Below are 26,939 nucleotides of genomic sequence, written 5' to 3' on the forward strand. Positions count from 1 at the left end.
ATAAAATTCAAAGATTAATGAAATTTTATATATTAAGAATATGTAAATTAGTACTATATAGATAACGAAGGTTCATTGAATATCGTATTTAATGAGAGTATAATATTTTAGATATGCATTATGGATGTAGAAGGATAGATGGTGAATTTTAATGAAAATCAAGTTGAAAAGTGATTTTTTTAAGATAAATATAAGCTTATTAATCATAGGTATTTTTTGTTTTCTTGTATTGGTAGGGTGTTCTAATAAAAATGAGATAAAAGAAGAAACCTATAAAGGTGCTATGTTAGAAAAAAATGATAATATTTATTTATATTATAATGGTGAAAAACCTTATTTAGAACCAGTTGGTAACATAGAAAAACTAAAGGAATTTTCGGCCTTGAGTCCAGATGGTAAAAATATAGCCTTCAAATATAAAGAACTGGAGGATGATGTTAATGACCATATAGAAATATACAATATGGAGAGTAGAGAATATAAAACTTTAATCATAGATAATAAGGGGAAATATAATATTATAGATATAGATTGGGTAAATAATAATAGAATTATTATTGCATTACACTTAAATCCAAATGAATCAAGATATTTAGTTTATGATATATATAAAGATGATCTTGTAAATTCTGTTGAAGGATTAATTATTGGAACTGTAAATAATGGAGATAGTATTATTTATAGCAAGTTTGATAAAATTAATAATGCAAATAGTATATATATCCAGAAAAAAGAAATATATAAATTTCAGGATGAAAATGAACAATTTTATGCAGGGGTAATATCTGAGGATAAGAAGAAGATAGCATTTATAACTTCTAAATATAATGTGGATACGGGAAACTTTAATGACTATTTATATGTAGGAGATCTTGTAGGAGATAATATAAGCAATATAAAAAGAATAGAGAAGCCATATGAAATATTGGGGGATGTAGTATTTGATAAAGAAGATAAGTTATATATATTATCAGAAGATAAAAGTTATAAAGTTAATGGTAAAGAATTTATAGAAGAAAAATATAAGGATGATAAAAAACAGCCACCTCAGATTGTGATTGAAAAACTTAATGAAGCTCTAATACAAGTATTTGAAAGCGAAATAAATACAAAGGATAATGTAATTCAACAGCTTAATATAGAGAATATAATTTGGTTTTAGATAACAATGCTAATTTTATTGACATTAATTATATCCTCTCATATAATTATCCGTGGATAAATTTTAAATATGAGGGGGAGCGTATATGAACAAAAGCATACTTACACCAGCAGAAGTTACAGATTATGTGGAGAGTATGGGTATAAAAAAAGCTAATAATAAAACTGTTCAAACATTATTATTAGGGGTGCTTGCAGGTGCATTTATTGCATTAGGTGCATATGGAGCATCGGTAGCATCACACAGTGTTGATAATGTAGGATTACAAAAGGTAGTAGCAGGTATTGTTTTCCCAGTTGGATTGATGCTTGTATTAATTTGTGGAGCTGAGCTTTTTACTGGAAATTCACTTCTAAGTGTAGCATGGGCTGAAAAGAAGATAACTACAGGGCAGATGTTAAAGAATTGGATTCTGGTTTTTATAGGAAATTTTATTGGAGCAATACTTATAGCAGTATTGATTAATGCTGCAGGTCTTCTAGATACAGGAAATGTAGGTGGGTATGCAATTAAAGTAGCTGCAACTAAGGCCAATTTAAGTTTTGGATCTGCATTAGCTAGTGGAATACTATGTAATATAATAGTTTCTCTATGTGTTTGGGGTAGTTATGCTGCGAAAGATGTAACTGGAAAAGTATTAATGGTATTTTTTCCTATATTTACATTTATAATAGCTGGTTTTGAGCACTGTGTTGCTAATATGTATTATTTCTCCATTGGATTATTAGCAAAGATGAACCCAATATTTGTTGAATCATCACACGTAGCCCCTGAAAAATTAGAGCAACTTAATATAATAGGTGTATTTAAGAATTTATTACCAGTAACATTAGGAAATATAATAGGTGGATCTGTTTTAATAGGATTGACTTATTGGTTTATATATAAAGGAAACTCTTCCAAACAAACTGCGAAGTCAAAAGAAAAATTATCAGCATAATAAAAGCGCCATATTAATTTTTAAATTAATATGACGCTTTTTGTTTTTTTGGAAAGTGTTTATAAAGGAGGATTTTTAAGATTTATGTCATATTATATAAATTAAACAGTATTTTTGAAATTTTCAGCATAATATAAGAATTTCTACCGAGGAGGCTTAATATATGAAGGGGCCTAAAAACCTAGATGAGGTGATGAAAAATTATCCTAATAATTCTTGCGTACTTTTAGAAGATAGGAATAATTTTAAGAAAATCACACTGTTAGTTATTAAGGATAAGTTTGGAGACTATTTTAAAAGTGATGAGAAACCTAAAGTCAGAATTAAAGGTGCCTTTATAAAGTATAGTAGAGTATTAGCTCAATATTTAGTTATAAATATAAAAAATAAATATGTAAATAAATATTATAAATTTTATTTTGATTATAACAATCCAGATTCCTTAAAATTAATTTTTAATTTGATGAGTCAAAGTCATATTTATATAATTATGTATGACAAAAATAATTATAATAGAGTAATATGCATAGAGAACAAATTTAAAAGTTTTTTTAAACAGTACATACAGAGGTGTTTGAAAGGAAAATTTGAATGGACATCCGATGAATATAATCAGCTTATTTATATTGTTGACAAAACTTTTTATGATACAGCCTTATTATGGAGTAATTTAGGCGATGAGATTTATGCAGATAAATTTTAAATTTTTTGTAAATAAAAAAACGTAAAAATTAGAATTAAGGTAAATTATGGTTTTGATTTTATGTCATATAGGTTATAAAATTATTTATATAAGTTGTAATAATGACATTTTATATTAACTAAATATCTTAGTATAAATCATAGCTAAGATATTTGATTTAATATGGAACTTTAATTACATCTTATATACAAGACAATTTTAAAAACATATTACGACAAAGTGAATAAGAGCAACATATGAATTTAAATAAACACAGGCAATTTAGCAAATATTATGTTTATTCTCACTTTTTTATAAAATTACAATAATATAATTAATTAAATAGTTAAAAAAATTTGAAAAATGTATTGCATTATAAAAATATAAGTATTATAATAATTTTTGTAATAAGATTTATTTAAGATTTACTTCAATAAAAATTGAATAACATAAATAGAGGCGCTTTCATATTGGTAGTTTGTGGATGCTAATGGGAGAAACACCAAATATCACAGATGAATTATATGAAGGCCGAAAGAATACATTAGTTTCTAAATGTATTACTTGGGGGTAAATCCAAAGGGTGTACCACTGCCATTACTTTAATGGAGGGCTATTTATGTAATGAAAAAGTTCATTACATTGATAGAGCTCTATAGGGTAGAGTGATAGTATTAATGGTGTTGAACTTTTCAACACCATTTTTTATTTTAGTGAAATTATATTATTACACTAAAAATACATAAAGTTTTTAATATGAAATTGTGTAGAGGGGGAAATTTACAATGAAATCATTAATTAGACTTAGAATGAGTTCACACGACGCACACTATGGTGGAAACCTAGTAGATGGAGCTAGAATGTTACAACTTTTTGGGGATGTTGCTACTGAATTGTTAATCTTAAACGATGGAGATGAAGGATTATTTAAAGCTTATGATAGCGTTGAATTCATGGCTCCAGTTTATGCAGGAGATTACATCGAAGCTGTTGGGGAAATAGTACACGTAGGAAATAGTTCAAGAAAAATGGTTTTCGAAGCTAGAAAAGTAATAGTTCCAAGACCTGATATCAACGATTCTGCATGTGATCTTTTAGAAGAACCAATAGTTGTATGTAGAGCAACTGGAACATGTGTAGTTCCTAAAGACAAGAAAAGAAAGTAATAAATAAGTTATTTTTTATAAAAAAATTGTTAATTATTTAACATAATTTGGAGGAATTTGGGAATGGAAAAATTGATAATTACTGCAGCTATTTGTGGTGCAGAGGTTACTAAAGAGCAAAACCCTAGTGTTCCATATACAGTTGAAGAAATAGGAATTGAAGCTGAAAAGGCTTACAAAGCAGGAGCTAGTGTAATTCATCTTCATGTAAGACAAGATGATGGAACTCCAACTCAAGATAAAGAAAGATTTAGACAGTGTATAGAAGAGATCAGAAGAAGATGTCCAGATGCTATAATTCAACCATCAACTGGTGGAGCTGTTGGAATGAGCAATGAAGAGAGACTTCAACCTGTAGATTTATGCCCAGAGATGGCTACATTAGATTGTGGTACTTGTAACTTCGGTGGAGATGAAATCTTTGTTAATACTGAAAACGATATAAAAGCATTTGGTAAAAAGATGATTGAAAATAATGTAAAACCTGAAATTGAAGTTTTTGATAAAAGCATGATAGATATGGCTATAAGACTTCATAAAAAAGGATTTATAAAAGCGCCAATGCACTTTAGCTTTGTAATGGGAGTTAATGGTGGAATATCTGGAGAATTAAGAGATTTCTTATTTATGAAAGAAAGTTTACCAGCAGGAAGCACTTACGCAGTTGCAGGAATAGGAAGATATGAATTCCCATTAGCAGCAGCAGCTATAGTATCAGGTGGACATGTTAGAGTAGGATTTGAAGACAACGTTTACTTATCAAAAGGTGTAATGGCTGACACAAATGCACAATTAGTTGAGAAGGTTGTTAGATTAGCTAAAGAATTAGGAAGAGAAATAGCAACTCCAGCTGAAGCAAGAGAAATATTAGGATTAAAACAACTATAAGATAGATGAATAGAAGTTTAACTTAAGGCATCTTAAAAAAGGAGCTTTAAAAAAGAGAGGGGAAATAGAAATGAAAAAAGGATGTAAATACGGAACTCATAGAGTAATTAACCCACAAGGTGTTTTACCACAACCAGCATTAAAAATAGATAACGATATGGATATATATGACAATGAGATATTAATCGACGTTCAAGCTTTAAACGTTGACTCAGCTAGCTTTACTCAAATAGAAGAGGAAGCAGGACATGATGTAGAGAAAATAAAAGCAAAAATCCTTGAAATCGTTGGAGAAAGAGGAAAAATGCAAAACCCTGTAACAGGATCAGGCGGAATGTTAATAGGAAGAATAGAAAAAATCGGATCAGCTTTAGAAGGAAAAACAGACCTTAAAGTTGGAGATAAAATTTCTACATTAGTATCTCTTTCATTAACTCCATTAAAAATTGATGAAATAATAGATGTTAAACCAGACATCGATAGAGTAGAAATCAAAGGAAAAGCTATATTATTCGAAAGTGGATTATATGCTAAATTACCAGAAGATATGGAAGAAACTTTAGCATTAGCAGCATTAGACGTTGCAGGAGCTCCAGCTCAAGTTGCTAAATTAGTTAGACCAGGTCAATCAGTTCTTTTATTAGGAGCAGCAGGAAAATCAGGAATGTTATGTTGCTATGAAGCAGTTAAAAGAGTAGGACCAACTGGAAACGTTATAGGATTAGTAAGAAATGAAGAAGAAGCAGCAAGATTAAGAAGATTAGGTTTAAGAATGCAAATCGTTATAGGAGATGCTACAAAAGCCCTTGACGTAATGAATGCAGCTTTAGCTCATAACAATGGACAAGAAGTTGACGTATCTATCAACATAGTTAACGTTCAAAACACAGAAATGTCAACTATATTACCAGTAAAAGATGATGGAATAGTTTACTTCTTCTCAATGGCTACAAGCTTCACAAAAGCAGCTTTAGGAGCTGAGGGTGTTGGTAAAGACGTTACTATGATAGTAGGAAACGGATATACTAAAGGACACGCTGAAATAACTTTAGAAGAGTTAAGAGAGAATGAAACTTTAAGAAACATATTTAAAGAATTATATGTTTAATTGCTAGATGTTTTAATTAATTATAGATTTATAAAGAAAAATTATAAAAATTCGAGGGGGATTCGAAAATGATTAATCGTAGACATGAATTATTTCCAAATGCAACAGATGAACAATGGAATGACTGGAGATGGCAAACTAAAAACAGAATAGAAACTTTAGAAGAATTAAAGAAGTATATTCCGTTAACAGCTGACGAAGAAGAGGGAGCTCAAAAATGCTTAGAGACTTTAAGAATGGCTATAACACCATACTACCTAAGCTTAATAGATCCTAGCAATCCTAATGACCCAGTAAGAATGCAAGCTATACCAACAGGACTTGAGACTCATAAAGCAGATGCAGATTTAGAAGATCCACTACACGAGGATACAGATTCTCCAGTACCAGGATTAACTCACAGATATCCAGATAGAGTATTATTATTAATAACTGACCAATGTTCAATGTACTGTAGACACTGTACAAGAAGAAGATTCGCTGGACAACAAGATGATTGTATGCCAATGGCAAGAATAGACAAAGCTATAGAATACATCAGAAATACACCAGTAGTAAGAGACGTTCTTTTATCAGGTGGAGATGCTCTATTAGTTGATGATTCAGTTTTAGAATATATCATCAAAAAACTAAGAGAAATCCCTCACGTAGAAATAATAAGAATGGGTTCAAGAACACCAGTAGTTATGCCACAAAGAATAACTGATGATCTTGTAAATATGCTTAAGAAGTATCACCCAATTTGGTTAAACACTCACTTTAACCATCCAAACGAAATCACACCAGATGCTATAGCAGCTTGTGAGAAACTAGCTAATGCAGGAGTACCTCTAGGAAACCAATCAGTTCTTTTAAGAGGAGTAAACGACTGTGTACACGTAATGAAAGATTTAATGCATGGATTAGTTAAAATGAGAGTAAGACCTTACTACATCTATCAATGTGACTTATCTTTAGGACTTGAGCACTTCAGAACTCCAGTTTCTAAAGGAATAGAAATCATTGAAGGATTAAGAGGACATACATCAGGATACTGCGTACCAACATTCGTTGTAGACGCTCCAGGTGGTGGTGGAAAAACACCAGTAATGCCAAATTACGTAATTTCTCAAAGCCATGATAAAGTGGTATTAAGAAACTTTGAAGGTGTTATTACTACTTATAGTGAGCCAACACACTACACTCCAGGATGTACTTGTGATGTTTGTACAGGTAAGAAAAAAGTTCACAAAACAGGAGTTGCAGGACTTCTAAATGGAGAGCAAATGGCTTTAGAACCAGTAGGTCTTGAGAGAAACGAAAGACACGCTCACTAAAATAAATTTAGAAAGTGACTGAGTAGTTATGAATAAATTACTAGAATTACTAAGTCCTTATAAAAGTGTTTCAATTATAGGGATGAGTAAGAATGTAGGAAAAACTACTACGTTAAATCATATACTAAAAGAGGCAAGGGGCAATTTGTCCCTTGGCCTATCTTCCATAGGAAGAGATGGAGAAGAGTTAGATAGAGTTACTGCTACGGAAAAACCAAGGATATATATTGAAAAGGGCACAGTGGTTGCAACTGCAAAACAATGCCTTTTTAATAGTGATATAACTAAAGAAATAATTAAATCAACAGGGATAAATACGCCTATGGGTGAAGTTATCATTTGTAGAGCTCTTAGTGACGGATATATTGATTTAGGAGGACCCTCTGTTAATTCATATATGTGTGATATTAAGGATGATCTTTTAGACCTAGATTGTGATTTAGTGATTATAGATGGAGCGTTGAGCAGAAAAACCTTTGCATCGCCATCTATTACAGAAGCAACTGTTTTGTCAACAGGAGCATCATTATCTAATAGTATGAGAAAGGTTATAGAAGAAACCAAACACACAGTTGATCTATTGAGTTTACCCCATGAACAAGATAGTGAAATAATTAACATAGCTAATGATATAGTCAATAAAAGTCATATAGGAGTTATTTTCAAGAATAATTATTATAAAACCTTAAAGCTTAATACAGCATTAGAAGCTTCGAAAGAAATAGTAGAAACTTTAAATGATCAAGTAGCTTATATTGTTATAAAGGGAGTGGTATCAGATAAATTAGTAGATGATATCATGAAATCAACAAATCTTTATAAGGGTATAACTCTTTTAGTAGAAGATGGTACAAAAATATTTTTAACAAGAGAGACTCTCTATAAGTTTCAAAAGCAGGGTGGACAAATAAAAGTGATGAATAAAATTAATGTAGTATGTATTACAGTTAACCCTAAATCTCCTTATGGATATGAGTTTCCAAAGGATATATTCTTAAAGGAACTTGGAAGGCTTGTTGACATACCAGTATTAAATGTAAAGGGAGAAGAATAGTATGAAATTTTTGGACAATGAACAAAGAGCTCAAATAGGATTTTCCTTCGTAATGGATTCATTAAGCATAACCACTGTATATGGTTTGGAAGAAAAAAAACTTATAAAACCATATGGAATAAATAAGAATAATGAGCTTATAGAAGAGTTAAATAACATTGAAAAGATGATTGTAGCAATAAAAAAATATCATTCCGAATTTAATGAAATAGGAAGAGTATTTTGTAAGCTAAAGGATATAAGAAGCACAATAAAAAGATGTAAAGATAGAGAAACGCTAGATGAAGTTGAGTTATATGAATTAAAATATTTCTCAATGTTAATAGGTGAATTAAAGGCAGTATTAGACAACATAGATTTACATATTAGTAAAATAAAAATACATTCCCTTGAAGAAGTATTAGATATTCTTGATCCACAAAAGAAAAGAGTTCCTACTTTTTATATATACGAAGCATATAGTGAAGTTCTTAAAGAAATTAGAGAACTTAAGGAGAAGAAGGAAAGAGAAATCTACGCATGTACTGATGAAGATAAAATAGAAGAACTAAAACAAGAGAGATTAGACATAGTAATAAGAGAAGAAGAAGAAGAGCTGAGGATAAGAAAAAAGCTAACCTCTGATATTTCTCATTTTACTGAGTATATAAACGAAAATCTTAAAGTTATAGGTATATTAGACCTATTAATAGCAAAAGCTACTTTAGCTATTAATCATGGATGCGTTAAGCCTAATATTGTCAAGGATATGAATATTAGAATAGTAGATGCTTTTAACCCAGAAATTAAATCTATACTCAGGAAGAAGGGCAAAGAGTTCTCTCCAGTAGGTATAGAGTTAAGAGGCGGAACGACTGTAATAACAGGGGCCAATATGGGAGGAAAAAGTGTTGCACTAAAGACCATAGTTTTAAATTTATTTATGGGACAAATGGGATTCTTTGTATTTGCTAAAGAAGCATCCTATCCAATATTTGATTTTATACACTTTATATCAGATGATATGCAATCAATTTCTAAAGGCTTAAGTACCTTCGGAGCAGAAATAATTAAGCTTAAAGAAGTTGTTGAGTGCGTAAAGAGGGGAGATGGCTTTGTAGCCTTAGATGAATTTGCTAGGGGAACTAATCCTAAAGAAGGATTTTACTTAGTTAAATCACTAGGTAATTACTTGGCTAAGTTTAATACAGCAAGCTTGATATCCACTCACTACGACGGGGTAGTTGAGGAGCAGATGGATCATTATCAGGTTGTTGGACTTAAAAATATCGACCTAAATAAATTAAAATATAAAATAGATTTAAATAAGACTCACTCTGTAGAAATAATACAGGAACATATGGAGTATAAGTTAGAAAAGGTATCCAAAGACAATATGGTACCTAAAGATGCATTGAATATTGCAATGTTACTAGGACTTGAAAAAGATATAATTGATATAGCTAAAACTTATTATGAGGAGGAGAGCCATGGAAAGTAAATTAAATTTAAATTGGGAAGTTGTGGCAAGAGCTAGAAAATCTGCTGAGAATATAGCTAAAGACACTCAAGGGTTTATAGATAGACATACTACAGTAGCAGTTGAAAGAACTGTATGTAGATTATTAGGAATAGATGGTGTAGATGAATTTGGAGTACCACTACCAAACGTAGTAGTAGAGAATATTAAAAAAGGTAATGGATTATCTTTAGGAGCATCTTATTTTATAGGTAATGCTATAGTTAATACAGGACTTTCTGCACAAGAAATAGCAGAAAAAGTTGCTAAAGGTGAAATAGATTTAACAAAACTTCCTGTGAAAGATGCTTTTGAAATAAAAATGGCTGTAGAAAAAATAGCTAAAGCTACAGTTGAAAGAATTAAAAATAACAGAGGACAAAGAGAAGAATATCTTGGAAAATTTGGCGACAAAACAGGTCCTTACCTATATGTAATTGTTGCTACTGGAAATATATATGAAGATATAATTCAAGCAAAAGCAGCAGCAAAACAAGGTGCTGATGTTATAGCTGTTATAAGAACAACTGGACAAAGCTTACTTGACTATGTTCCATATGGAGAAACTACAGAAGGATTCGGAGGAACTTTCGCTACTCAAGAAAACTTCAGATTAATGAGAGCTGCTCTTGATGAAGTTGGAGAAGAGTTAGGAAGATATATTAGATTATGTAACTACTGTTCAGGATTATGTATGCCAGAAATTGCTGCAATGGGAGCTCTTGAAAGACTAGATGTAATGCTTAATGACGCATTATATGGAATACTATTCAGAGATATCAACATGCAAAGAACAATAGTTGACCAATATTTCTCAAGAATAATCAATGGTTATGCTGGAGTTATAATCAATACAGGAGAAGATAACTACTTAACAACAGCAGATGCTGTTGAAGAGGCACATACAGTTCTTGCTTCTCAATTTATCAATGAGCAATTTGCATTATGTGCAGGACTTCCAGAAGAGCAAATGGGTTTAGGACACGCATTCGAAATAGATCCAAAAGTTGAAAATGGATTCCTTTATGAGCTTGCTCAAGCACAAATGGCTAGAGAAATATTCCCTAAAGCACCACTTAAATACATGCCACCAACTAAATTCAAAACTGGAGATGTTTTCAAAGGACATGTTCAAGATACATTATTTAACATGGTAACAATATTAACTTCACAGAAGTTACACTTACTAGGAATGTTAACAGAGGCTATACACACTCCATTCATGAGTGATAGAGCTCTTTCAATAGATAACGCTCAATATATATTCAGCACAATGAAAGATTTAGGATCAGAGATAACTTTCAAAGATGGTGGAATCATGCAAAAAAGAACTGATGAAGTTTTAAATAAAGCTGCTGATTTAATTGAAGAAATTGAAAAAGAAGGCTTATTCAAGACTTTAGAGCAAGGTAAATTTGCTGGAATTAAGAGACCACTTAATGGAGGAAAGGGCCTTGATGGTGTTGTAGAAAAAGAAAATGCATACTTGAACCCATTCATAGAATTAATGTTAGGAGGTAACAAATAATGAGCGGTGGATTATATTCAACTGAAGAAAAGGATTTTGATACGAACTTGGATTTAACCAAGCTTAAACCTTACGGAGATACTATGAATGATGGTAAAGTTCAAGTGAGCTTTACTCTTCCAGTTCAAGATAATGAAAGAGGAATAGAGGCAGCAGTACAACTTGCTAAATCTATGGGATTAAGAAATCCAAACGTTGCTCACCATGGAGCATTAGATAAAGAGTTTACCTTCTATGTTGTTTATGGATCATTAGAACATACTGTAAACTATGAAGAAATTCACGTTCAAACAGTAGAAGTTGATACTATGGACATGAAAGAAGTAGGAGAATATATAAAAGAAAATATAGGAAGACCTGTTACTATAATAGGAGCTTCAACAGGAACAGATGCTCATACAGTTGGTATAGATGCTATCATGAACATGAAAGGCTTTGCTGGACATTATGGACTTGAAAGATATGATATGATAGAAGCTTACAACTTAGGAAGCCAAGTTGAAAACGAAGAGTTTATTAAGAAGGCTATTGAATTAAAAGCAGATGTACTTCTAGTATCTCAAACAGTTACTCAAAAGGATGTACACATCCAAAACTTAACTAACCTTGTTGAGCTTTTAGAAGCAGAAGGTATAAGAGATAAAGTTGTATTAATCTGTGGAGGTCCAAGAATAACTCACGAGCTTGCAAAAGAGCTTGGATATGATGCTGGATTTGGACCAGGAAAATATGCTGATGATGTTGCAACATTCTCAGTAACTGAGATAGTAGCTAGAAAATTAGCTTAACTGGACACTAAGCTAATAAGGATTGAATAAGAAAAAATAGGTTTTTTACATGATGGGGTTTTAAATAGAGAAAAGCATGGTGAAATATCACCATGCTTTTTATGTATTATAGAGAAAGTACCGAATGTTTCATTTAAACTAGCTCTTCCCATTGTTCATAAAGATCCTGTAATTTTTTCTCCGTATCATGAATCTGATTATTTACTTCTACGCTTTTTTCAGGATTCGAATAGATTTCTTCTAGACAAAGCTGTCCCTGAAGATTTTCAAGATTTTCTTCTAGCAAGGCAATTTTATCTTCTAGAGATTTAATATAAGCCTTTTTTTCACGTTCAGCTTTTTCAACTTCCTTTTTCTTTTTCTTATCCAATTTTATTTGCGTTTTAGTTAATCCATTATATTCTTCAAACTCTTCGAATCTATTTGGATTATTCTTTTTTTCCACATAATAAGAATAGTTTCCTAAATATTCTTTTATTCCATCTTCATTTAATTCAAATATCTTATTTATAATTTTATTTAGAAAATATCTATCATGGGATATTAAAAGTATAGTTCCATCGTAGTTTAAAATAGCATTTTCTAAGGCTTCACGAGATATAATGTCTAAATGATTAGTAGGTTCATCAAGTAATAAAAAATTTGACTTAGAGAGCATTAATTTTAGAAGATTAATTCTACACTTTTCACCGCCACTAAGGGTGGATATATTTTTAAAAACATCTTCTCCTGTAAATAAAAAAGCAGCTAACGAAGTACGAATTTCAGTAGTAGTCATATGGGGAAAATCATCCCAAACTTCGTCTATAATAGTTTTATCATTATTGAGATTAGATTGTTCTTGATCATAATATCCGACAAATACATTTTTACCAAGAACTTTAATGCCTAAATCATTTTCTATCTTATCCATTATTATTCTAAATAAAGTGGTTTTTCCGCGACCATTTTCTCCAATAAGTGCTATTTTTTCTTCACGCTTAATATCCATAAAGACATCTCTAAATAGTAGTTTTTCACCAAAACTTTTACTTAAATTTTCTATATGTAAAACATCATTACCACTTTTAATTTGAGTTTCAAATTTAATTTTAGATGCTTTTTCAATTGTTATAGGGGCTTCAATCCTATCTATCTTATCAAGTGATTTTTGACGACTTTCAGCGGCTCTTACACTCTTTTCTCTATTAAATGATTTATATCTAGCTATTATTTCCTCTTGACGTTTAATCTCAACTTGTTGAAGATCATAAGCTTTCATCAATATCTCTTGATTTTTCTTTTTTAAGTCTACAAAGGCTGTGTAATTACCATTATATATATCTACTTTACCACCTACTAACTCTAAAGTTTTATCAGTGACAGCATCTAAAAAGAATCTGTCATGAGATACTATTATGATAGTACCTTTATTCTCTTTTAAATATCCTTCAAGCCATTCTATAGCATCTAAATCTAAATGGTTTGTGGGTTCATCTAGGAGCAGTATATCTGGTTTTGTAAGAAGTAACTTACAGAGAGCAACTCTAGTTTTTTGGCCGCCACTAAGTATATTTATTGATTTGTCAAAATCATTTTCAGTAAAGCCAAGACCTCTTAATACTCTACTAATTTCTGCTTTGTAAGTATATCCACCCCTATTATCATAAAGTTCAGTTAAGGTTGTATAATCTCTAATTATTTTATTATGATAATCTTCTTTAGAGGCATCATAAGGTTCATTCATTTTTAGTTCTAAATCATGAAGCTTTAATTCCATGTCTACTAAGGTTTTAAAAATAGATAGTAATTCATCATATATAGTATTATTAGATTCTAATGATAAGCTTTGAGATAAATAACCAAGGTTTTTAGATTTATCAATAAAAAGCTCTCCAGAATCATATTCTAATTGAGAGGTTAATATTTTAAAAAGCGTTGATTTACCAGCGCCATTTGCTCCAATTAATCCAATTTTTTCTCCATCATTAACATTAAAGGTTACATCTTTTAATATCACATCTATTCCATAAGATTTAGTTATATTCTTGCAACTTAAAACTATCATATTATTCACCGTCCCTATAGATATTTTAACATGAATATCTATAGTTTTAAATTGTTTGTTAAATATTAACCAATACTGTTATATAAATAGAAATTATATGGAAATTTTTTTAAAATATCAATGTTTATGTTGAATTTTATAAAAAAATATAGAATACGTACAAATTTTTATAGTATAATATAGTTGATGTATTATATAATAATAAGAAATAAATAAATAAAAGTTATGAGTATAGAAGAATTAATTTGAAATATTAGGCTAAAAGTATACTTAGTATAAGATATAAAAAATTTTAAAAACTTAAGTAAGGAGTGAAGATGGTGGATAGAAAAAAGAATATATCAATGGCAGTAATTAAAAGACTTCCGAAGTATTATAGATATTTAAGAGAGTTAGAAAAAAATGATGTAGATAGAATATCTTCAAAAGAATTAAGCGAGAAAATTGGATTTACTGCTTCGCAGATAAGACAAGATTTAAATTGTTTTGGAGATTTTGGACAACAGGGATATGGGTATAATGTAAAGGAATTGCTCTATCAGATATCCTTAATATTAGGTTTAAATAAAGAATATAATACTGTAATTATAGGTGCTGGTAACATAGGTCAGGCAATAGCTAATTATACAAAGTTTACGAAAATGGCATTTAATTTAAAAGGTATTTTTGATATTAATGTAAAATTAATAGGTCTGAAAATACGAGATGTAGAAGTGCAGGATATAGATGAATTAGAAGGTTTTTTAAGAGAAAATAAAGTACATATTGCAATAATATGTGTTCCTAAAAATAGAGCACAAAGTGTGTGTGATATAGTAATAAAAAATGAAGTTAAAGCTATATGGAACTTTGCTCCAATAGATTTGAAGGTTCCAGAAGATATCATTGTTGAAAATGTACATTTAAGTGAAAGCTTGATGACACTAAGTTATTTATTAAACGAACGAGAAATGGAATAAAATGATATATTTTTAAAAATAAAATTAATAAAATTTAAAAATAATGGTTTAATCTTATGAAAATTTAAAAAATATATAGGAATTTCTCAAATCAAGTTGAAAAGTATATATAATAGCAGTATAATAGTGATTGAGGTCCTTGGATTCAATCACTATTATTTTGTTATTAAATTAACAAAATAATAAACGATACTAAGTACGTTCATGGGGGAATTAAAAATGAGTTATAACAACATTATTCTTGAAAAAAATGACAACATAGCAGTTATCAAAATAAACAGACCAAAAGCTTTAAATGCTTTAAATTCAGATACACTGAAAGAACTTAATAGTGTAATTGATGAAGTTTCAAAAGATGAAGATGTATATGTAGTTTTATTAACAGGTGAAGGAAAAGCTTTTGTTGCTGGAGCTGATATTTCAGAAATGCAAAAGTTAAATTCACTTCAAGGAAGAGAATTTGGAACACTTGGAAATAAAGTTTTTAGAAAATTAGAAATGTTGGAAAAGCCTGTAATAGCAGCAGTAAATGGTTTTGCTCTTGGAGGAGGATGCGAGCTTTCTATGGCATGTGACATAAGAATAGCATCATCTAAAGCTAAATTTGCCCAACCGGAAGCTGGATTAGGTATAACACCAGGCTTTGGAGGAACTCAAAGATTAGCAAGATTAGTAGGAGAAGGAATGGCAAAACAACTAATATATACTTGTGAAATGATAAATGCAGAAGAAGCATTAAGAATTGGACTAGTAAATAAGGTTGTGGAACCAGAAAATCTTTTGCAAGAAGCTATGGACATGGCTACTAAAATAGCTAAAAATGCACCTATTGCTGTAAGGATGTGTAAATCAGCTATTAATAAAGGTATGCAGATGGACATAGATAGTGGTGTTATGTATGAGGCAGAAGTTTTCGGACTTTGTTTCTCTACGGAAGACCAAAAAGAAGGTATGACTGCTTTCTTAGAAAAAAGAGACAAGCATTTTAATAATAGATAATCCGTTAATAATTGGAGGTATGGAAAATGAACTTTTCGTTAAGTAAAGAACAAGAATTTGTAAGACAACTTGTAAGAGAATTTGCTATAAATGAAGTAAAACCTATAGCAGCTGAAATAGATGAAACAGAAGAATTCCCAGTGGAAAATGTTAAAAAAATGGCTAGATATAACATGATGGGAATACCATTCCCAACAGAGTTTGGTGGAGCAGGTGGAAACAACGTATCTTATGCTATGACAGTAGAAGAACTTTCTAAGGTTTGTGGAACTACAGGTGTTATAGTTTCTGCTCATACATCATTATGTGCAGCTCCAATATATATGTTTGGAACACAAGAGCAAAAAGAAAAATATTTAACTCCACTTGCTAAAGGTGAGAAATTAGGTGCTTTTGGATTAACTGAGCCAAATGCTGGAACAGATGCTTCTGGACAACAAACAACAGCTGTTTTAGAAGGAGACCATTATGTATTAAATGGTTCAAAAATATTCATAACAAATGGAGGAGTAGCTGATACATTTGTAGTATTTGCTATGACTGATAAATCAAAAGGAACAAGAGGAATAACAGCTTTCATAGTTGAGAAAGACTTCCCAGGATTCTCAATAGGAAAAGTTGAAGAAAAATTAGGAATAAGAGCATCTTCAACAACTGAATTAGTATTTGAAAATTGTATAGTACCAAAAGAGAACATGCTTGGAAAAGAAGGAAAAGGATTTTCAATAGCTATGCAAACTCTAGATGGAGGAAGAATTGGAATAGCAGCTCAAGCTCTAGGACTTGCTCAAGGAGCTCTAGATGAAGCTGTTGCTTACATGAAAGAAAGAAAACAATTCGGAAAACCATTATCAGCATTCCAAGGATTACAATGGATGGTAGCTGATATGGATGTTAAAGTTGAAGCAGCTAGAAACTTAGTTTATAAAGCAGCAGACAGAAAAGACAAAGGTCTTCCATATTCATTAGACGCTGCAAGAGCTAAATTATTTGCTTCAGAAGTAGCTATGGAAGTAACTACAAAAGCAGTTCAAATATTTGGTGGATACGGATATACAAAAGAATATCCAGTAGAAAGAATGATGAGAGACGCTAAGATAACTGAAATCTATGAAGGAACTTCTGAAGTTCAAAGAATGGTTATCGCAGCTAACGTTTTAAAATAGGAGGTAGTTGAAGATGAAAATAGTTGTTTGTGTAAAACAAGTACCAGATACAAATGAAGTTAAAATAGATCCAAAAACAGGAACTCTTATAAGAGATGGTGTTCCTTCAATAATAAATCCAGATGACAAAAATGCTTTAGAAGAAGCATTAGCAATGAAAGATAAATACGGTGCTCATGTTACTCTTATAACAATGGGACCTCCACAAGCTAAAGTAGCACTAGAGGAAGGTTTAGCTATGGGAGCTGACGAAGCTATCCTAGTTACAGATAGAGCTTTTGCAGGAGCTGATACATTAGCTACATCTCACGCATTAGCAGCTGCTATTAAAAACTTAGATTATGATGTAATATTTGCAGGAAGACAAGCTATTGATGGAGATACAGCACAAGTTGGACCAGAAATTGCTGAGCACTTAAATATTCCACAAATCACTTATGTTGAAGAAGTTTCTAAATTAGCAGAAGGTGAATTAAAAGTAAGAAGAGCATGGGAAGATGGATATGAGAACTTAAAAGTTAAAACTCCAGTTCTTTTAACAGCTATCGAAACTTTAAACGTTCCAAGATACATGAACGTTAAAAACATATTCTCAATGGCTAAAGAAAAAGAAATCAAAGTATGGAGTGTTGCTGACATCAATGTTGATGTAGCTAAATTAGGATTAAAAGGTTCACCAACAAAGGTTAAGAAATCAATGACTAAAGAAGCTAAAGGTCAAGGAGAAATCTTAACTTTAGAACCAAAAGAAGCAGCAAAAGTTGCTGTAGCTAAATTAAAAGAAAAACACTTCATCTAGGATTTAAAATTAGGAGGGAATAACCATGAATATAGCAGATTACAAAGGTGTTTGGGTCTTTGCAGAGCAAAGAGATGGAGAATTACAAAAGGTTGCATTAGAACTACTAGGAAAAGGTAGAGAAATAGCAGATACAATAGGAGTAGAGCTTACTGCGTTACTTCTTGGACATACAAACATAGAAGAAATGACTAAAGAATTAGTTGCATTTGGTGCAGATAGAGTATTAGTATGCGATCACGAATTATTAAGTCATTATACAACTGATGGATATGCAAAAGTTATAACTGATGTTATTAATGCACAGAAACCAGAAGTAGTATTTATAGGAGCAAGCTACATTGGAAGAGATTTAGGACCAAGAGTAGCAGGAAGACTAGAAACTGGATTAACAGCTGATTGTACATCATTAGCAGTAGATGCAGAAAACAACAACTTATTAATGACAAGACCAGCATTTGGAGGAAACTTAATGGCTACAATCGTTTGTGGAGATCATAGACCACAAATGGCTACAGTAAGACCAGGAGTTTTTGAAAAGCTTGAAAAGAATGCAGGAAGAACTGCTAAAGTTGAGAAATTTGATGTTAAATTATCAAAAGAAGACATCAGAACAGAAGTTATAGAAGTAGTTAAATCTACAAAAGAAATGGTAGATATAACTGAAGCTGATTTCATCGTATCAGGTGGAAGAGGAATAGGAAGCAAAGAAAATTTTGAACTACTTAAAGATGTAGCAGATGCAATCGGAGGAACAGTAGCAGGATCAAGAGCAGCTGTAGATAACGGTTGGGTAGAGAAGGCAGTACAAGTAGGACAAACAGGAAAAACTGTAAGACCTACAGTATATATAGCATGTGGTATTTCTGGAGCAATCCAACACTTAGCTGGAATGCAAGAGTCTAATTTTATCATAGCTATAAATAAAGATGCAGATGCTCCAATAATGAAGGCTGCTGATGTAGCATTAGTTGGAGACTATTCTAAAATACTTCCAGCATTAGCTGAGGAAATTAGAAAAGTTAAACAAGCTTAATTAGCTTTATATAGTACAGAAAAACTACGATTATTCGTAGTTTTTTCTGCATTATAACTTAATTTCTTTCGGGTAACCTTCTTATATTAAGGGTTTTGTGATAGAATATAATAGTAGGCTATTATAACAGTAACCTACTTAGTTTATCAAATTAAGGGGTGTTTTAATATGGAAAAAATTTGTATTCTCGGAGCAGGAACTATGGGAGCTGGTATAGCCCAAGCATTTGCTGTAAAGGGTTATGAAGTAATTATAAGAGATATAAAGGATGAATTTGTTCAAAAAGGAATAGCAGGAATTCAAAAGAATTTAGAAAAGTTAGCAGCTAAAGGAAAAATGTCTAGCGAAGAAGTAGAAAACACATTAACAAGAATAAGTGGAACTACAGATATGAATTTATTAAATGATGTAGATTTAGTAATTGAAGCAGCTGTAGAAAATATGGAAATAAAGAAAAAAATATTTGCAGAGTTAGATGAAATTTGTAAACCAGAGGCAATTCTTGCAACTAATACATCTTCACTATCAATAACCGAAATTGGTACAGCTACAAAAAGACCGGACAAAGTTATAGGACTACATTTCTTTAATCCGGCTCCAGTAATGAAGCTAGTTGAAATAATAAAAGGAATGGCTAATTCAGAAGAAACATATGCTTCAATGAAAGCTTTAGTTGAGAGTATTAGTAAAGAGCCAGTACTTGTTGAAGAAGCTCCAGGTTTCGTAGTAAACAGAATACTAGTACCGATGATTAATGAAGCTGTTTGTATATTTGCAGAAGGAATAGCTAGTGCAGAAGATATAGACAAAGCTATGATGCTAGGAGCAAATCATCCAATGGGACCATTAGCTCTTGGAGATTTAATTGGACTAGATGTTTGCTTAGCTATAATGGATGTATTATATAAGGAAACAGGAGATTCTAAGTATAGAGCTCATAACTTATTGAGGAAATATGTTAGAGCAGGATTATTAGGAAGAAAAACCAAAAAAGGATTCTTTGATTATAATAAATAGAATAAATAAAAGGAGATTATGTAAACATAATCTCCTTTTATTTATTTATATATAGATTGTAATAATGGAACTACATAATGCAAATAGGCTTAAATATAAAATTGGATTAATTAGGGCTGCATATTAGTCCTATTAAAAGTATATAGTGGTAATGGTGTAATTTAATTTTAATAATATTTTAAAGCTCGGTTATAGCTTGATTAATAATTGACAATGTAACATAAATTATTTACTATCATAAATAGTCGAAATAATAAAATAATTGTGAATTATATTAATTATTGCATAAATCATATTGAAATTTACTGTGAAAGTAATATAATTAAGTTGTAAATTAGTTATATTTTTAACTAATTCAATTATAATAAATTTCATGGGAGGGAATAATTATGAACAGATTTACATTACCAAGGGATATTTATTATGGGAAAAATTCTTTAGAAGTATTAAAAACCTTAACAGGTAAAAAGGCTATAATTGTTACAGGTGGAAGTTCAATGCAGAAATTTGGTTTTTTAGATAAAGTTAAGAAATATCTAGAAGAAGCTAAAATTCAAGTTGAACTTTTTGAAGGTGTAGAACCAGACCCGTCCATAGAAACTGTTATGAGGGGCGCTGAGGCTATGAGAAGTTTTCAGCCAGATTGGATAGTTTCAATTGGAGGAGGCTCTCCTATAGATGCAGCAAAGGCTATGTGGGTATTTTACGAGTATCCTCAGCTAACTTTTGATGATATAAAAAATCCGTTTACAATTCCTACTCTAAGAAATAAAGCAAGATTTATTGCCATACCATCTACTAGTGGAACAGCAACAGAGGTTACTGCTTTTTCAGTAATTACGGATTATAAGAAGAAAATTAAGTATCCATTAGCTGACTTTAATATCACTCCAGACATAGCTATATTAGATTCTGAAATTGCAATGAAGATGCCTAAGACATTAACAGCACATACTGGAATGGATGCACTAACTCATGCAATAGAAGCTTATGTAGCAGCATTAAGGTCACCATTCTCAGACCCATTAGCAATGAAGGCCATAGAAATGGTAAATGATAATATGATTAATTCATATAATGAAGATGAAGTAGCTAGAGATAGTATGCATATAGCACAATGTTTGGCAGGAATGGCGTTTTCTAATGCGCTATTAGGGATTACTCATTCCATGGCACATAAAACGGGAGCAATATTTGATATTCCACATGGATGTGCTAATGCTATATACTTACCATATGTTATAGATTTTAATAAAAAAGTGTGCATGGATAGATATGCCCAAATAGCTAAAAATATGGGCTTAAACGGAAATAGTGATGAAGAATTAGTAGATGCTCTTACTGAGGCTATTAAAAAATTATGTGTAACTATGGACATACCGACTACATTAAAAGATTATGGAGTTTCAGAAGAAAATTTTAACAAAAATCTACAATATATATCAGAAAATGCCATAGCAGATGCTTGTACCGGGTCTAATCCTAGAGAAATTTCAGTAGAAGAAATGAAAAAATTATTTAATTGTATATATAATGGAGTAAAAGTAGATTTCTAATACTAAAAAATAGACTGTAGGCTTAATGTTTGCAGTTTATTTACTTACATATTGGAACAACTAATAACATGAAGTGATAAAGGTTAGAATTCAATTAAAGAAATAAAAAAAGAATAGAATAATATAAAAAGAATTTGAAATATTTTGACAATGATTTTTAAAGAGGTTGACTAAATTTATTTAAAATTATAGAATATAAGTGATAAAAGTAAATATTATGTGAATGAAAATTATTAGAGATACCTTTTTATTAGAGGTAACCGAAGAAGAAATGAATAATAGTACTATGGATTATTCAAAAGCTTTCAGGTTTTGAATAATAATTGGACACGCTCCTGGAGAGACTCAATATGAGCATCGAAGAAGCAACCTAAAATTATTTGGGGAATCTTTCAGATAAAAGGACAGGTGAAAATAGTATTATTTGATGCTTTTTGACTGTCCATTTTTTATGTTTTTAATAAGGCATATTTTTGACTTGTTATTTTATTTCATATACCTAAAGCTTTTAAAAAGCTTACACTAGTAATAATTATATAAATTAAATAACCAATTATTTAATATGGAGGAAAGTAATATGTATAAGATTATTGAGAAGAAAATGTTAGCTCCTTCAATTTTTTTAATGAGAATTGAAGCTCCAAGAGTAGCAAAATCAGCTAAACCGGGCCAATTTATAATAATAAGAATGGATGAGAAGGGTGAAAGAGTGCCTTTAACAGTATGTGATACAAATCCAGAAAATGGAACTGTTACGATAGTTGTTCAAACTATTGGATGTACTACAAAAGAAATGCAAAATTATGAAGAAGGAGATAGCTTCTACGATTTTGTTGGACCGCTAGGTATGCCTTCAGAATTATTACATGAAGATTTAGAAAGTTTGAAAAATGAAAAAATCATATTTATTTCAGGTGGTGTAGGAGCTGCTCCTGTATATCCTCAAGTAAAATGGCTACATAATAATGGAATTAAAGCTGATGTAATTATGGGATATAAAAACAAAGAAATGGTTATTTTAGAAGAAGAAATGAAATCTGTAGCAGATAATGTTTATGTAACAACAGATGACGGATCATATGGATTTAAAGGAATGGTTACAAATCAGCTAAAAGAATTAGTGCAGAATGAAGGCAAGAAATATGATTTAGTAATCGCAATAGGGCCAATGATAATGATGAAGTTTGTATGTAAGTTAACAGAAGAGCTAGGCATTAAAACTATAGTAAGTATGAATCCAATAATGGTAGATGGAACAGGAATGTGTGGAGCTTGTAGAATTACAGTTGGAGATGAAACTAAATTTGCTTGTGTTGATGGACCAGAATTTGATGGCCATAAAGTGAATTTTGATGAAGCATTAAAGAGATTAACAATGTATAAGAACGAGGAATGCACAAAAGACACCATTGATACAAACTGTAAAAGAGGAGGAAATCAGTAATGGATAGAATGAAGAGAACTCCCATAAGTGAACAAGATGCAAAAGTAAGAGCTACAAACTTTCAAGAAGTTTGTTTGGGATATACTAATGAAGAAGCAATACAAGAAGCTTCAAGATGTCTAAACTGTAAAAATAAGCCATGCGTATCTAAATGTCCTGTAGCTATAGATATACCTGAATTTATACAACATGTAAAAAATGGTGACTTTGCAGAAGCTGCAAGAGCATTAGATAAATACACAGCACTTCCAGCAGTATGTGGAAGAGTTTGCCCACAAGAATTACAATGTGAAAGCAAATGTGTATTAGGGATTAAAGGAGAAGCAGTAGCTATAGGAAAACTTGAGAGATTTGTTGCAGATTGGTCTAGAGAAAATAATTTAGACTTAACTATGGCAATAGAAAAGAAAAATAAGAGAGTTGCGGTAATAGGTTCAGGTCCAGCAGGGGTTACTTGCGCTGGTGATTTAGCTAAGATGGGTTATGATGTAACTATATTTGAAGCACTACATGAACCAGGTGGGGTTTTAGTTTATGGAATTCCAGAATTTAGATTACCAAAAGAAACTGTAGTTAAACATGAAATAAATAACCTAAGAAAATTAGGAGTTAAAATAGAGACAAATGTGGTTGTAGGTAAAACTGTTACTATAGATGAGTTGTTAAATGATGAAAAATATGAAGCAGTATTTATAGGTTCAGGAGCAGGTCTTCCTAAATTTATGGGAATTCCGGGAGAGAATTTAAATGGAGTATTTTCAGCTAATGAATTCTTAACAAGAAACAACTTGATGAAAGCCTTCAAAAATGAATATGCTACACCTATAAAATCAGGAAAAGTAGTAGCTGTTGTTGGAGGCGGAAACGTTGCTATGGATGCTGCTAGAACTGCATTAAGATTAGGTTCAGAAACACATATAGTATATAGAAGAAGTGAAGCTGAACTTCCAGCTAGAGTTGAAGAAGTTCATCATGCAAAAGAAGAAGGCATAATAATGGACTTGCTTGTTAATCCGGTAGAAATACTTGGAGATGAGAATGCATGGGTTAAAGGTATGAAGTGTGTTAGAATGGAGCTTGGAGAGCCTGATGAATCAGGAAGAAGAAGACCTCAAGTAGTTAAGGGTTCTGAGTTCATATTAGAGTGTGACACAGTAATAATGTCTTTAGGAACTTCACCGAACCCATTGATTCCATCTACTACTGAAGGATTAGATATAAATAAATATAAATGTATTGTAGCAGAGGAAGATACCGGATTAACATCAAAAGAGAATGTGTATGCAGGTGGAGATGCTGTTACAGGAGCGGCAACAGTTATACTCGCTATGGAAGCCGGTAAGAAAGCTGCAAAAGCAATAGATGAAAAACTTTCTAGTCTATAATTTAGAGTATAAGATATAAAATATATTATAATATTATGCTAGATTTTAAAACTAAATTTGAATTTTAAAATTCAAGATCTCTAGATGTATAAAAACATCTTTGAAAGTAAATAAAAAGCTTTTAAAGATGTTTTTTTTATAGTATAAATAAAGATAAGGATTATGTTAATAATAATGGGGAGGGGTATAATGCTATTAGATAAGGTTAAAAAGTTTTATAGTGAGGAATATGATTTAAACTGTTCAGAAACAATGCTATATGCTGCTAACGAAGAATATAACCTAAATCTTACAAAGGAAACTTTTAAAGTTATGGCTGCATTTGGTGGTGGAATGGCAGTTGGGAGCACTTGTGGTGTAATAACGGGAGCTATATCAGTATTTGGATTATTATTTACTGTAGATAGAGCTCATGAAAGTGATAGAGTTAAGTCACTGACAGCTGAATTTATAGAAAGCTTTATTAATGAATGTAATACAGATAATTGTTTAAAATTAAAAGAAAGATATAGAGATGAAGAAACAAGATGTTTTAAAATTATAGAAAAGGGTGCTATTATATTAGATAAAATTATCAAGAGAGAATTAAATACATAAAATATGTGAAAAGAATAATTTATAGGGATAGTGCTGAGAATATTCTTAGCACTATTTCTATAAAATTGATTTGAAAGGCTGTGATAGATAATGGATTTTACAGAAGTAATACAAGGGGAAAGTAGTATTATATTAAAGAATGTAAGGAATTTTGAGTTACCACATATATTTGATTGTGGACAATGCTTTAGATGGAATAGACAAGAAAACGACAATTATATAGGTGTGGCTTTTGGTAAAGTTATAGAAATTGAAAAAAGAGGCACTGATGTTATCATATATAACACTAATTTAGATGACTTTAATAATATATGGTGTGAATATTTTGATTTAAGTAGAGATTATGAAAGTATAAAGGATGAATTAAGTAAAGATGAACTATTAAAGAAGGCTGTGGAATTTGGTAAGGGTATTAGAATATTGAAACAAGATCCTTTTGAAATGTTAATCTCCTTTATAACTTCTGCAAATAATAGAATTCCCATGATAAAAAGAGCTATAGAAAATATTAGTAAAACTTATGGAAGTAAGCTTGAGTATAAAGGGAAAGCTTATTATGCATTCCCTAGTGTAGATCAATTAAAGGATGCAACTATAGAAGAGATAGATACCTTAGGGGTAGGGTTTAGAAGCAAATATATAATGAAAGCTATAGAAGATTTAAAAAATAAAAAATATAATCTGAAAGATATAATGTCAGGTAATGATGATGAATGTCATGATGGATTACAGAGTTTTAGTGGGGTTGGTCCCAAAGTAGCTGATTGTATAATGTTGTTTTCTATGGAGAAATACTCTGCATTTCCTGTAGATGTTTGGGTTAAAAGAGCTATGCAATTTTTTTATTTGGCGCCAGATGTATCACTTCCTAAAATAAGGACTTTTGGAAGAGAGAAATTTGGAGAATTGTCTGGATTCGCACAACAATATCTATTTTATTATGCAAGGGAAAATAATATAAAAATAGGCGAGTAAACACATTGTACAAAATCTGGATAAAGGGGGAATATTAAGTAATGAACAAAAATAGAAGTATTAAAAAATACATATGGCAAGGATTTATCTGGACGGCTGTAATAGTATTGATAGGTATGGCGTACTATTATTTTTCAAATAGGTTTACTGTTTTTAAAGATCCATACGCTTTAAAGGATCTTATATTATCCTTTGGGCATTATAGTATGATAGCCTTTGTATTGATTCAAGTACTTCAAGTTATTGTATTTTTTATTCCAGGAGAAGTAGTGCAGATTGTAGGAGGATATGTATTTGGACCAGTTCTTGGTTCTATACTATCATCAATAGGAATAATAACTGGAAGTGTGCTAGGTTATTATATAGCTAGAACTTTGGGTAAAAAGTACATAAATAATTTGATAGAGAGAAAGAATCTTACTAGAATCAAGAAAATATTAGATACTGGAAGTAATAATCTTGTAATATTTATTATATACTTTATTCCTGGTATACCTAAAGATATATTAGTATATGTAGCAGGAATTTCGAAAGTAACAATAAAGGATTTTATAATATATTCATCTCTTGGTAGAGTTCCATGGATAATTGTATCAGCATTTTTTGGTCATGGAGTACATAATCAAAACTACGCATCAGTTATAACTATTGCAATAATTGCATCTTTACTCTTTATTATAGGAATTTTTAAAGGAAATAAAATTATAGACTTCTTTCATAGAGTAATTAAGAAAAAAAAGAAGAAATCATGAGAGAATAAGAGGTAATCATATGTATTCATAGATTACAGCGTAATTTTAAGGTTTTATCAACATTCATACATTTGATA

At 30.9% G+C, this 26,939-nt stretch carries 24 protein-coding genes and 2 riboswitches; of the genes, 23 read left to right on the top strand and 1 reads right to left on the bottom strand.

Annotation, left to right across the window (positions count from 1 at the left end):
- Window positions 1-151: 151 nt before the first annotated feature.
- The 11 genes from ACI48Q_RS14480 (at window position 152) to kamE (ending at window position 12,130) form a co-directional block, all read left to right on the top strand.
- Window positions 152-1,162 (top strand): beta-propeller domain-containing protein, encoded by a 1,011-nt coding sequence (locus ACI48Q_RS14480; RefSeq protein ID WP_474919825.1) that lies wholly within the window; start codon window positions 152-154, stop codon window positions 1,160-1,162.
- An 85-nt stretch (window positions 1,163-1,247) separates the two neighbouring features.
- Entirely contained in the window at window positions 1,248-2,102 is an 855-nt protein-coding gene (locus ACI48Q_RS14485; protein WP_474919826.1) for a formate/nitrite transporter family protein, read from the top strand.
- 163 nt (window positions 2,103-2,265) lie between these two features.
- Entirely contained in the window at window positions 2,266-2,805 is a 540-nt protein-coding gene (locus ACI48Q_RS14490) for a hypothetical protein (RefSeq protein ID WP_474919827.1), read from the top strand.
- A 425-nt stretch (window positions 2,806-3,230) separates the two neighbouring features.
- Window positions 3,231-3,408: riboswitch (Lysine riboswitch) on the top strand.
- A gap of 161 nt (window positions 3,409-3,569) precedes the next feature.
- The gene (gene kal, locus ACI48Q_RS14495; RefSeq protein WP_474919828.1) at window positions 3,570-3,950 is read left to right on the top strand and encodes a 3-aminobutyryl-CoA ammonia lyase; all 381 of its coding nucleotides are present in this window, start codon (window positions 3,570-3,572) and stop codon (window positions 3,948-3,950) included.
- A 63-nt stretch (window positions 3,951-4,013) separates the two neighbouring features.
- The gene (gene kce / locus ACI48Q_RS14500) at window positions 4,014-4,838 is read left to right on the top strand and encodes a 3-keto-5-aminohexanoate cleavage enzyme (protein ID WP_474919829.1); all 825 of its coding nucleotides are present in this window, start codon (window positions 4,014-4,016) and stop codon (window positions 4,836-4,838) included.
- Window positions 4,839-4,908: 70 nt separating this feature from the next.
- Complete coding sequence (gene kdd, locus ACI48Q_RS14505; RefSeq protein WP_474919830.1) at window positions 4,909-5,946, top strand: L-erythro-3,5-diaminohexanoate dehydrogenase; 1,038 nt, start codon at window positions 4,909-4,911, stop codon at window positions 5,944-5,946.
- A 68-nt stretch (window positions 5,947-6,014) separates the two neighbouring features.
- Window positions 6,015-7,262, top strand: coding sequence for a lysine 2,3-aminomutase (kamA, locus tag ACI48Q_RS14510; protein ID WP_474919831.1), 1,248 nt, complete (start codon window positions 6,015-6,017; stop codon window positions 7,260-7,262).
- Between the two features lie 28 nt (window positions 7,263-7,290).
- Window positions 7,291-8,316 (top strand): lysine 5,6-aminomutase reactivase subunit KamB, encoded by a 1,026-nt coding sequence (gene kamB / locus ACI48Q_RS14515; RefSeq protein WP_474919832.1) that lies wholly within the window; start codon window positions 7,291-7,293, stop codon window positions 8,314-8,316.
- A 1-nt stretch (window position 8,317) separates the two neighbouring features.
- Entirely contained in the window at window positions 8,318-9,796 is a 1,479-nt protein-coding gene (gene kamC / locus ACI48Q_RS14520; protein WP_474919833.1) for a lysine 5,6-aminomutase reactivase ATPase KamC, read from the top strand.
- Window positions 9,786-11,342 (top strand): lysine 5,6-aminomutase subunit alpha, encoded by a 1,557-nt coding sequence (gene kamD / locus ACI48Q_RS14525; RefSeq protein WP_474919834.1) that lies wholly within the window; start codon window positions 9,786-9,788, stop codon window positions 11,340-11,342. Before kamC ends, kamD begins: the two co-directional genes overlap by 11 nt.
- Window positions 11,342-12,130 carry a lysine 5,6-aminomutase subunit beta gene (gene kamE, locus ACI48Q_RS14530; RefSeq protein WP_474919835.1) on the top strand — a complete coding sequence of 263 codons (789 nt, stop codon included), beginning with the start codon at window positions 11,342-11,344 and terminating at the stop codon, window positions 12,128-12,130. The genes kamD and kamE overlap by 1 nt, the downstream gene beginning before the upstream one ends.
- A gap of 133 nt (window positions 12,131-12,263) precedes the next feature.
- Here kamE and abc-f read toward each other — a convergent pair whose 3' ends face one another.
- Window positions 12,264-14,177 (bottom strand): ribosomal protection-like ABC-F family protein, encoded by a 1,914-nt coding sequence (gene abc-f, locus ACI48Q_RS14535; protein ID WP_474919836.1) that lies wholly within the window; start codon window positions 14,175-14,177, stop codon window positions 12,264-12,266.
- A gap of 320 nt (window positions 14,178-14,497) precedes the next feature.
- Here abc-f and ACI48Q_RS14540 point away from each other — a divergent pair, with 320 nt between their 5' ends.
- From ACI48Q_RS14540 to ACI48Q_RS14595, 12 genes are all read left to right on the top strand, one after another.
- Window positions 14,498-15,136 carry a redox-sensing transcriptional repressor Rex gene (locus ACI48Q_RS14540; protein ID WP_474919837.1) on the top strand — a complete coding sequence of 213 codons (639 nt, stop codon included), beginning with the start codon at window positions 14,498-14,500 and terminating at the stop codon, window positions 15,134-15,136.
- A gap of 219 nt (window positions 15,137-15,355) precedes the next feature.
- Window positions 15,356-16,135, top strand: coding sequence for a short-chain-enoyl-CoA hydratase (locus ACI48Q_RS14545; RefSeq protein WP_474919838.1), 780 nt, complete (start codon window positions 15,356-15,358; stop codon window positions 16,133-16,135).
- Window positions 16,136-16,161: 26 nt separating this feature from the next.
- Complete coding sequence (locus ACI48Q_RS14550; protein ID WP_474919839.1) at window positions 16,162-17,301, top strand: acyl-CoA dehydrogenase; 1,140 nt, start codon at window positions 16,162-16,164, stop codon at window positions 17,299-17,301.
- A 13-nt stretch (window positions 17,302-17,314) separates the two neighbouring features.
- On the top strand, window positions 17,315-18,100 hold the full coding sequence (locus ACI48Q_RS14555) for an electron transfer flavoprotein subunit beta (protein ID WP_474919840.1): 786 nt from the start codon (window positions 17,315-17,317) through the stop codon (window positions 18,098-18,100).
- A 25-nt stretch (window positions 18,101-18,125) separates the two neighbouring features.
- The gene (locus ACI48Q_RS14560; protein ID WP_474919841.1) at window positions 18,126-19,136 is read left to right on the top strand and encodes an electron transfer flavoprotein subunit alpha/FixB family protein; all 1,011 of its coding nucleotides are present in this window, start codon (window positions 18,126-18,128) and stop codon (window positions 19,134-19,136) included.
- 168 nt (window positions 19,137-19,304) lie between these two features.
- On the top strand, window positions 19,305-20,153 hold the full coding sequence (locus ACI48Q_RS14565; RefSeq protein WP_474919842.1) for a 3-hydroxybutyryl-CoA dehydrogenase: 849 nt from the start codon (window positions 19,305-19,307) through the stop codon (window positions 20,151-20,153).
- 389 nt (window positions 20,154-20,542) lie between these two features.
- Window positions 20,543-21,709 carry an iron-containing alcohol dehydrogenase gene (locus tag ACI48Q_RS14570; protein WP_474919843.1) on the top strand — a complete coding sequence of 389 codons (1,167 nt, stop codon included), beginning with the start codon at window positions 20,543-20,545 and terminating at the stop codon, window positions 21,707-21,709.
- Window positions 21,710-22,034: 325 nt separating this feature from the next.
- Window positions 22,035-22,127: riboswitch (glycine riboswitch) on the top strand.
- A gap of 159 nt (window positions 22,128-22,286) precedes the next feature.
- Complete coding sequence (locus tag ACI48Q_RS14575) at window positions 22,287-23,153, top strand: sulfide/dihydroorotate dehydrogenase-like FAD/NAD-binding protein (protein ID WP_474919844.1); 867 nt, start codon at window positions 22,287-22,289, stop codon at window positions 23,151-23,153.
- Window positions 23,153-24,538: an NADPH-dependent glutamate synthase gene (gltA, locus tag ACI48Q_RS14580; RefSeq protein ID WP_474919845.1), complete on the top strand. Its 1,386-nt coding sequence runs from the start codon at window positions 23,153-23,155 to the stop codon at window positions 24,536-24,538. The genes ACI48Q_RS14575 and gltA overlap by 1 nt, the downstream gene beginning before the upstream one ends.
- A 189-nt stretch (window positions 24,539-24,727) precedes the next feature.
- Complete coding sequence (locus tag ACI48Q_RS14585; protein ID WP_474919846.1) at window positions 24,728-25,135, top strand: C-GCAxxG-C-C family (seleno)protein; 408 nt, start codon at window positions 24,728-24,730, stop codon at window positions 25,133-25,135.
- Between the two features lie 90 nt (window positions 25,136-25,225).
- Window positions 25,226-26,110, top strand: coding sequence for a DNA-3-methyladenine glycosylase family protein (locus ACI48Q_RS14590; protein ID WP_474919847.1), 885 nt, complete (start codon window positions 25,226-25,228; stop codon window positions 26,108-26,110).
- A 41-nt stretch (window positions 26,111-26,151) separates the two neighbouring features.
- A complete protein-coding gene (locus ACI48Q_RS14595) occupies window positions 26,152-26,862 on the top strand; it encodes a TVP38/TMEM64 family protein (RefSeq protein WP_474919848.1) in 711 nt (236 codons plus the stop codon).
- Window positions 26,863-26,939 lie beyond the last annotated feature (77 nt).

It is taken from the genome of Clostridium sp. LXY-7 (assembly GCF_056172015.1).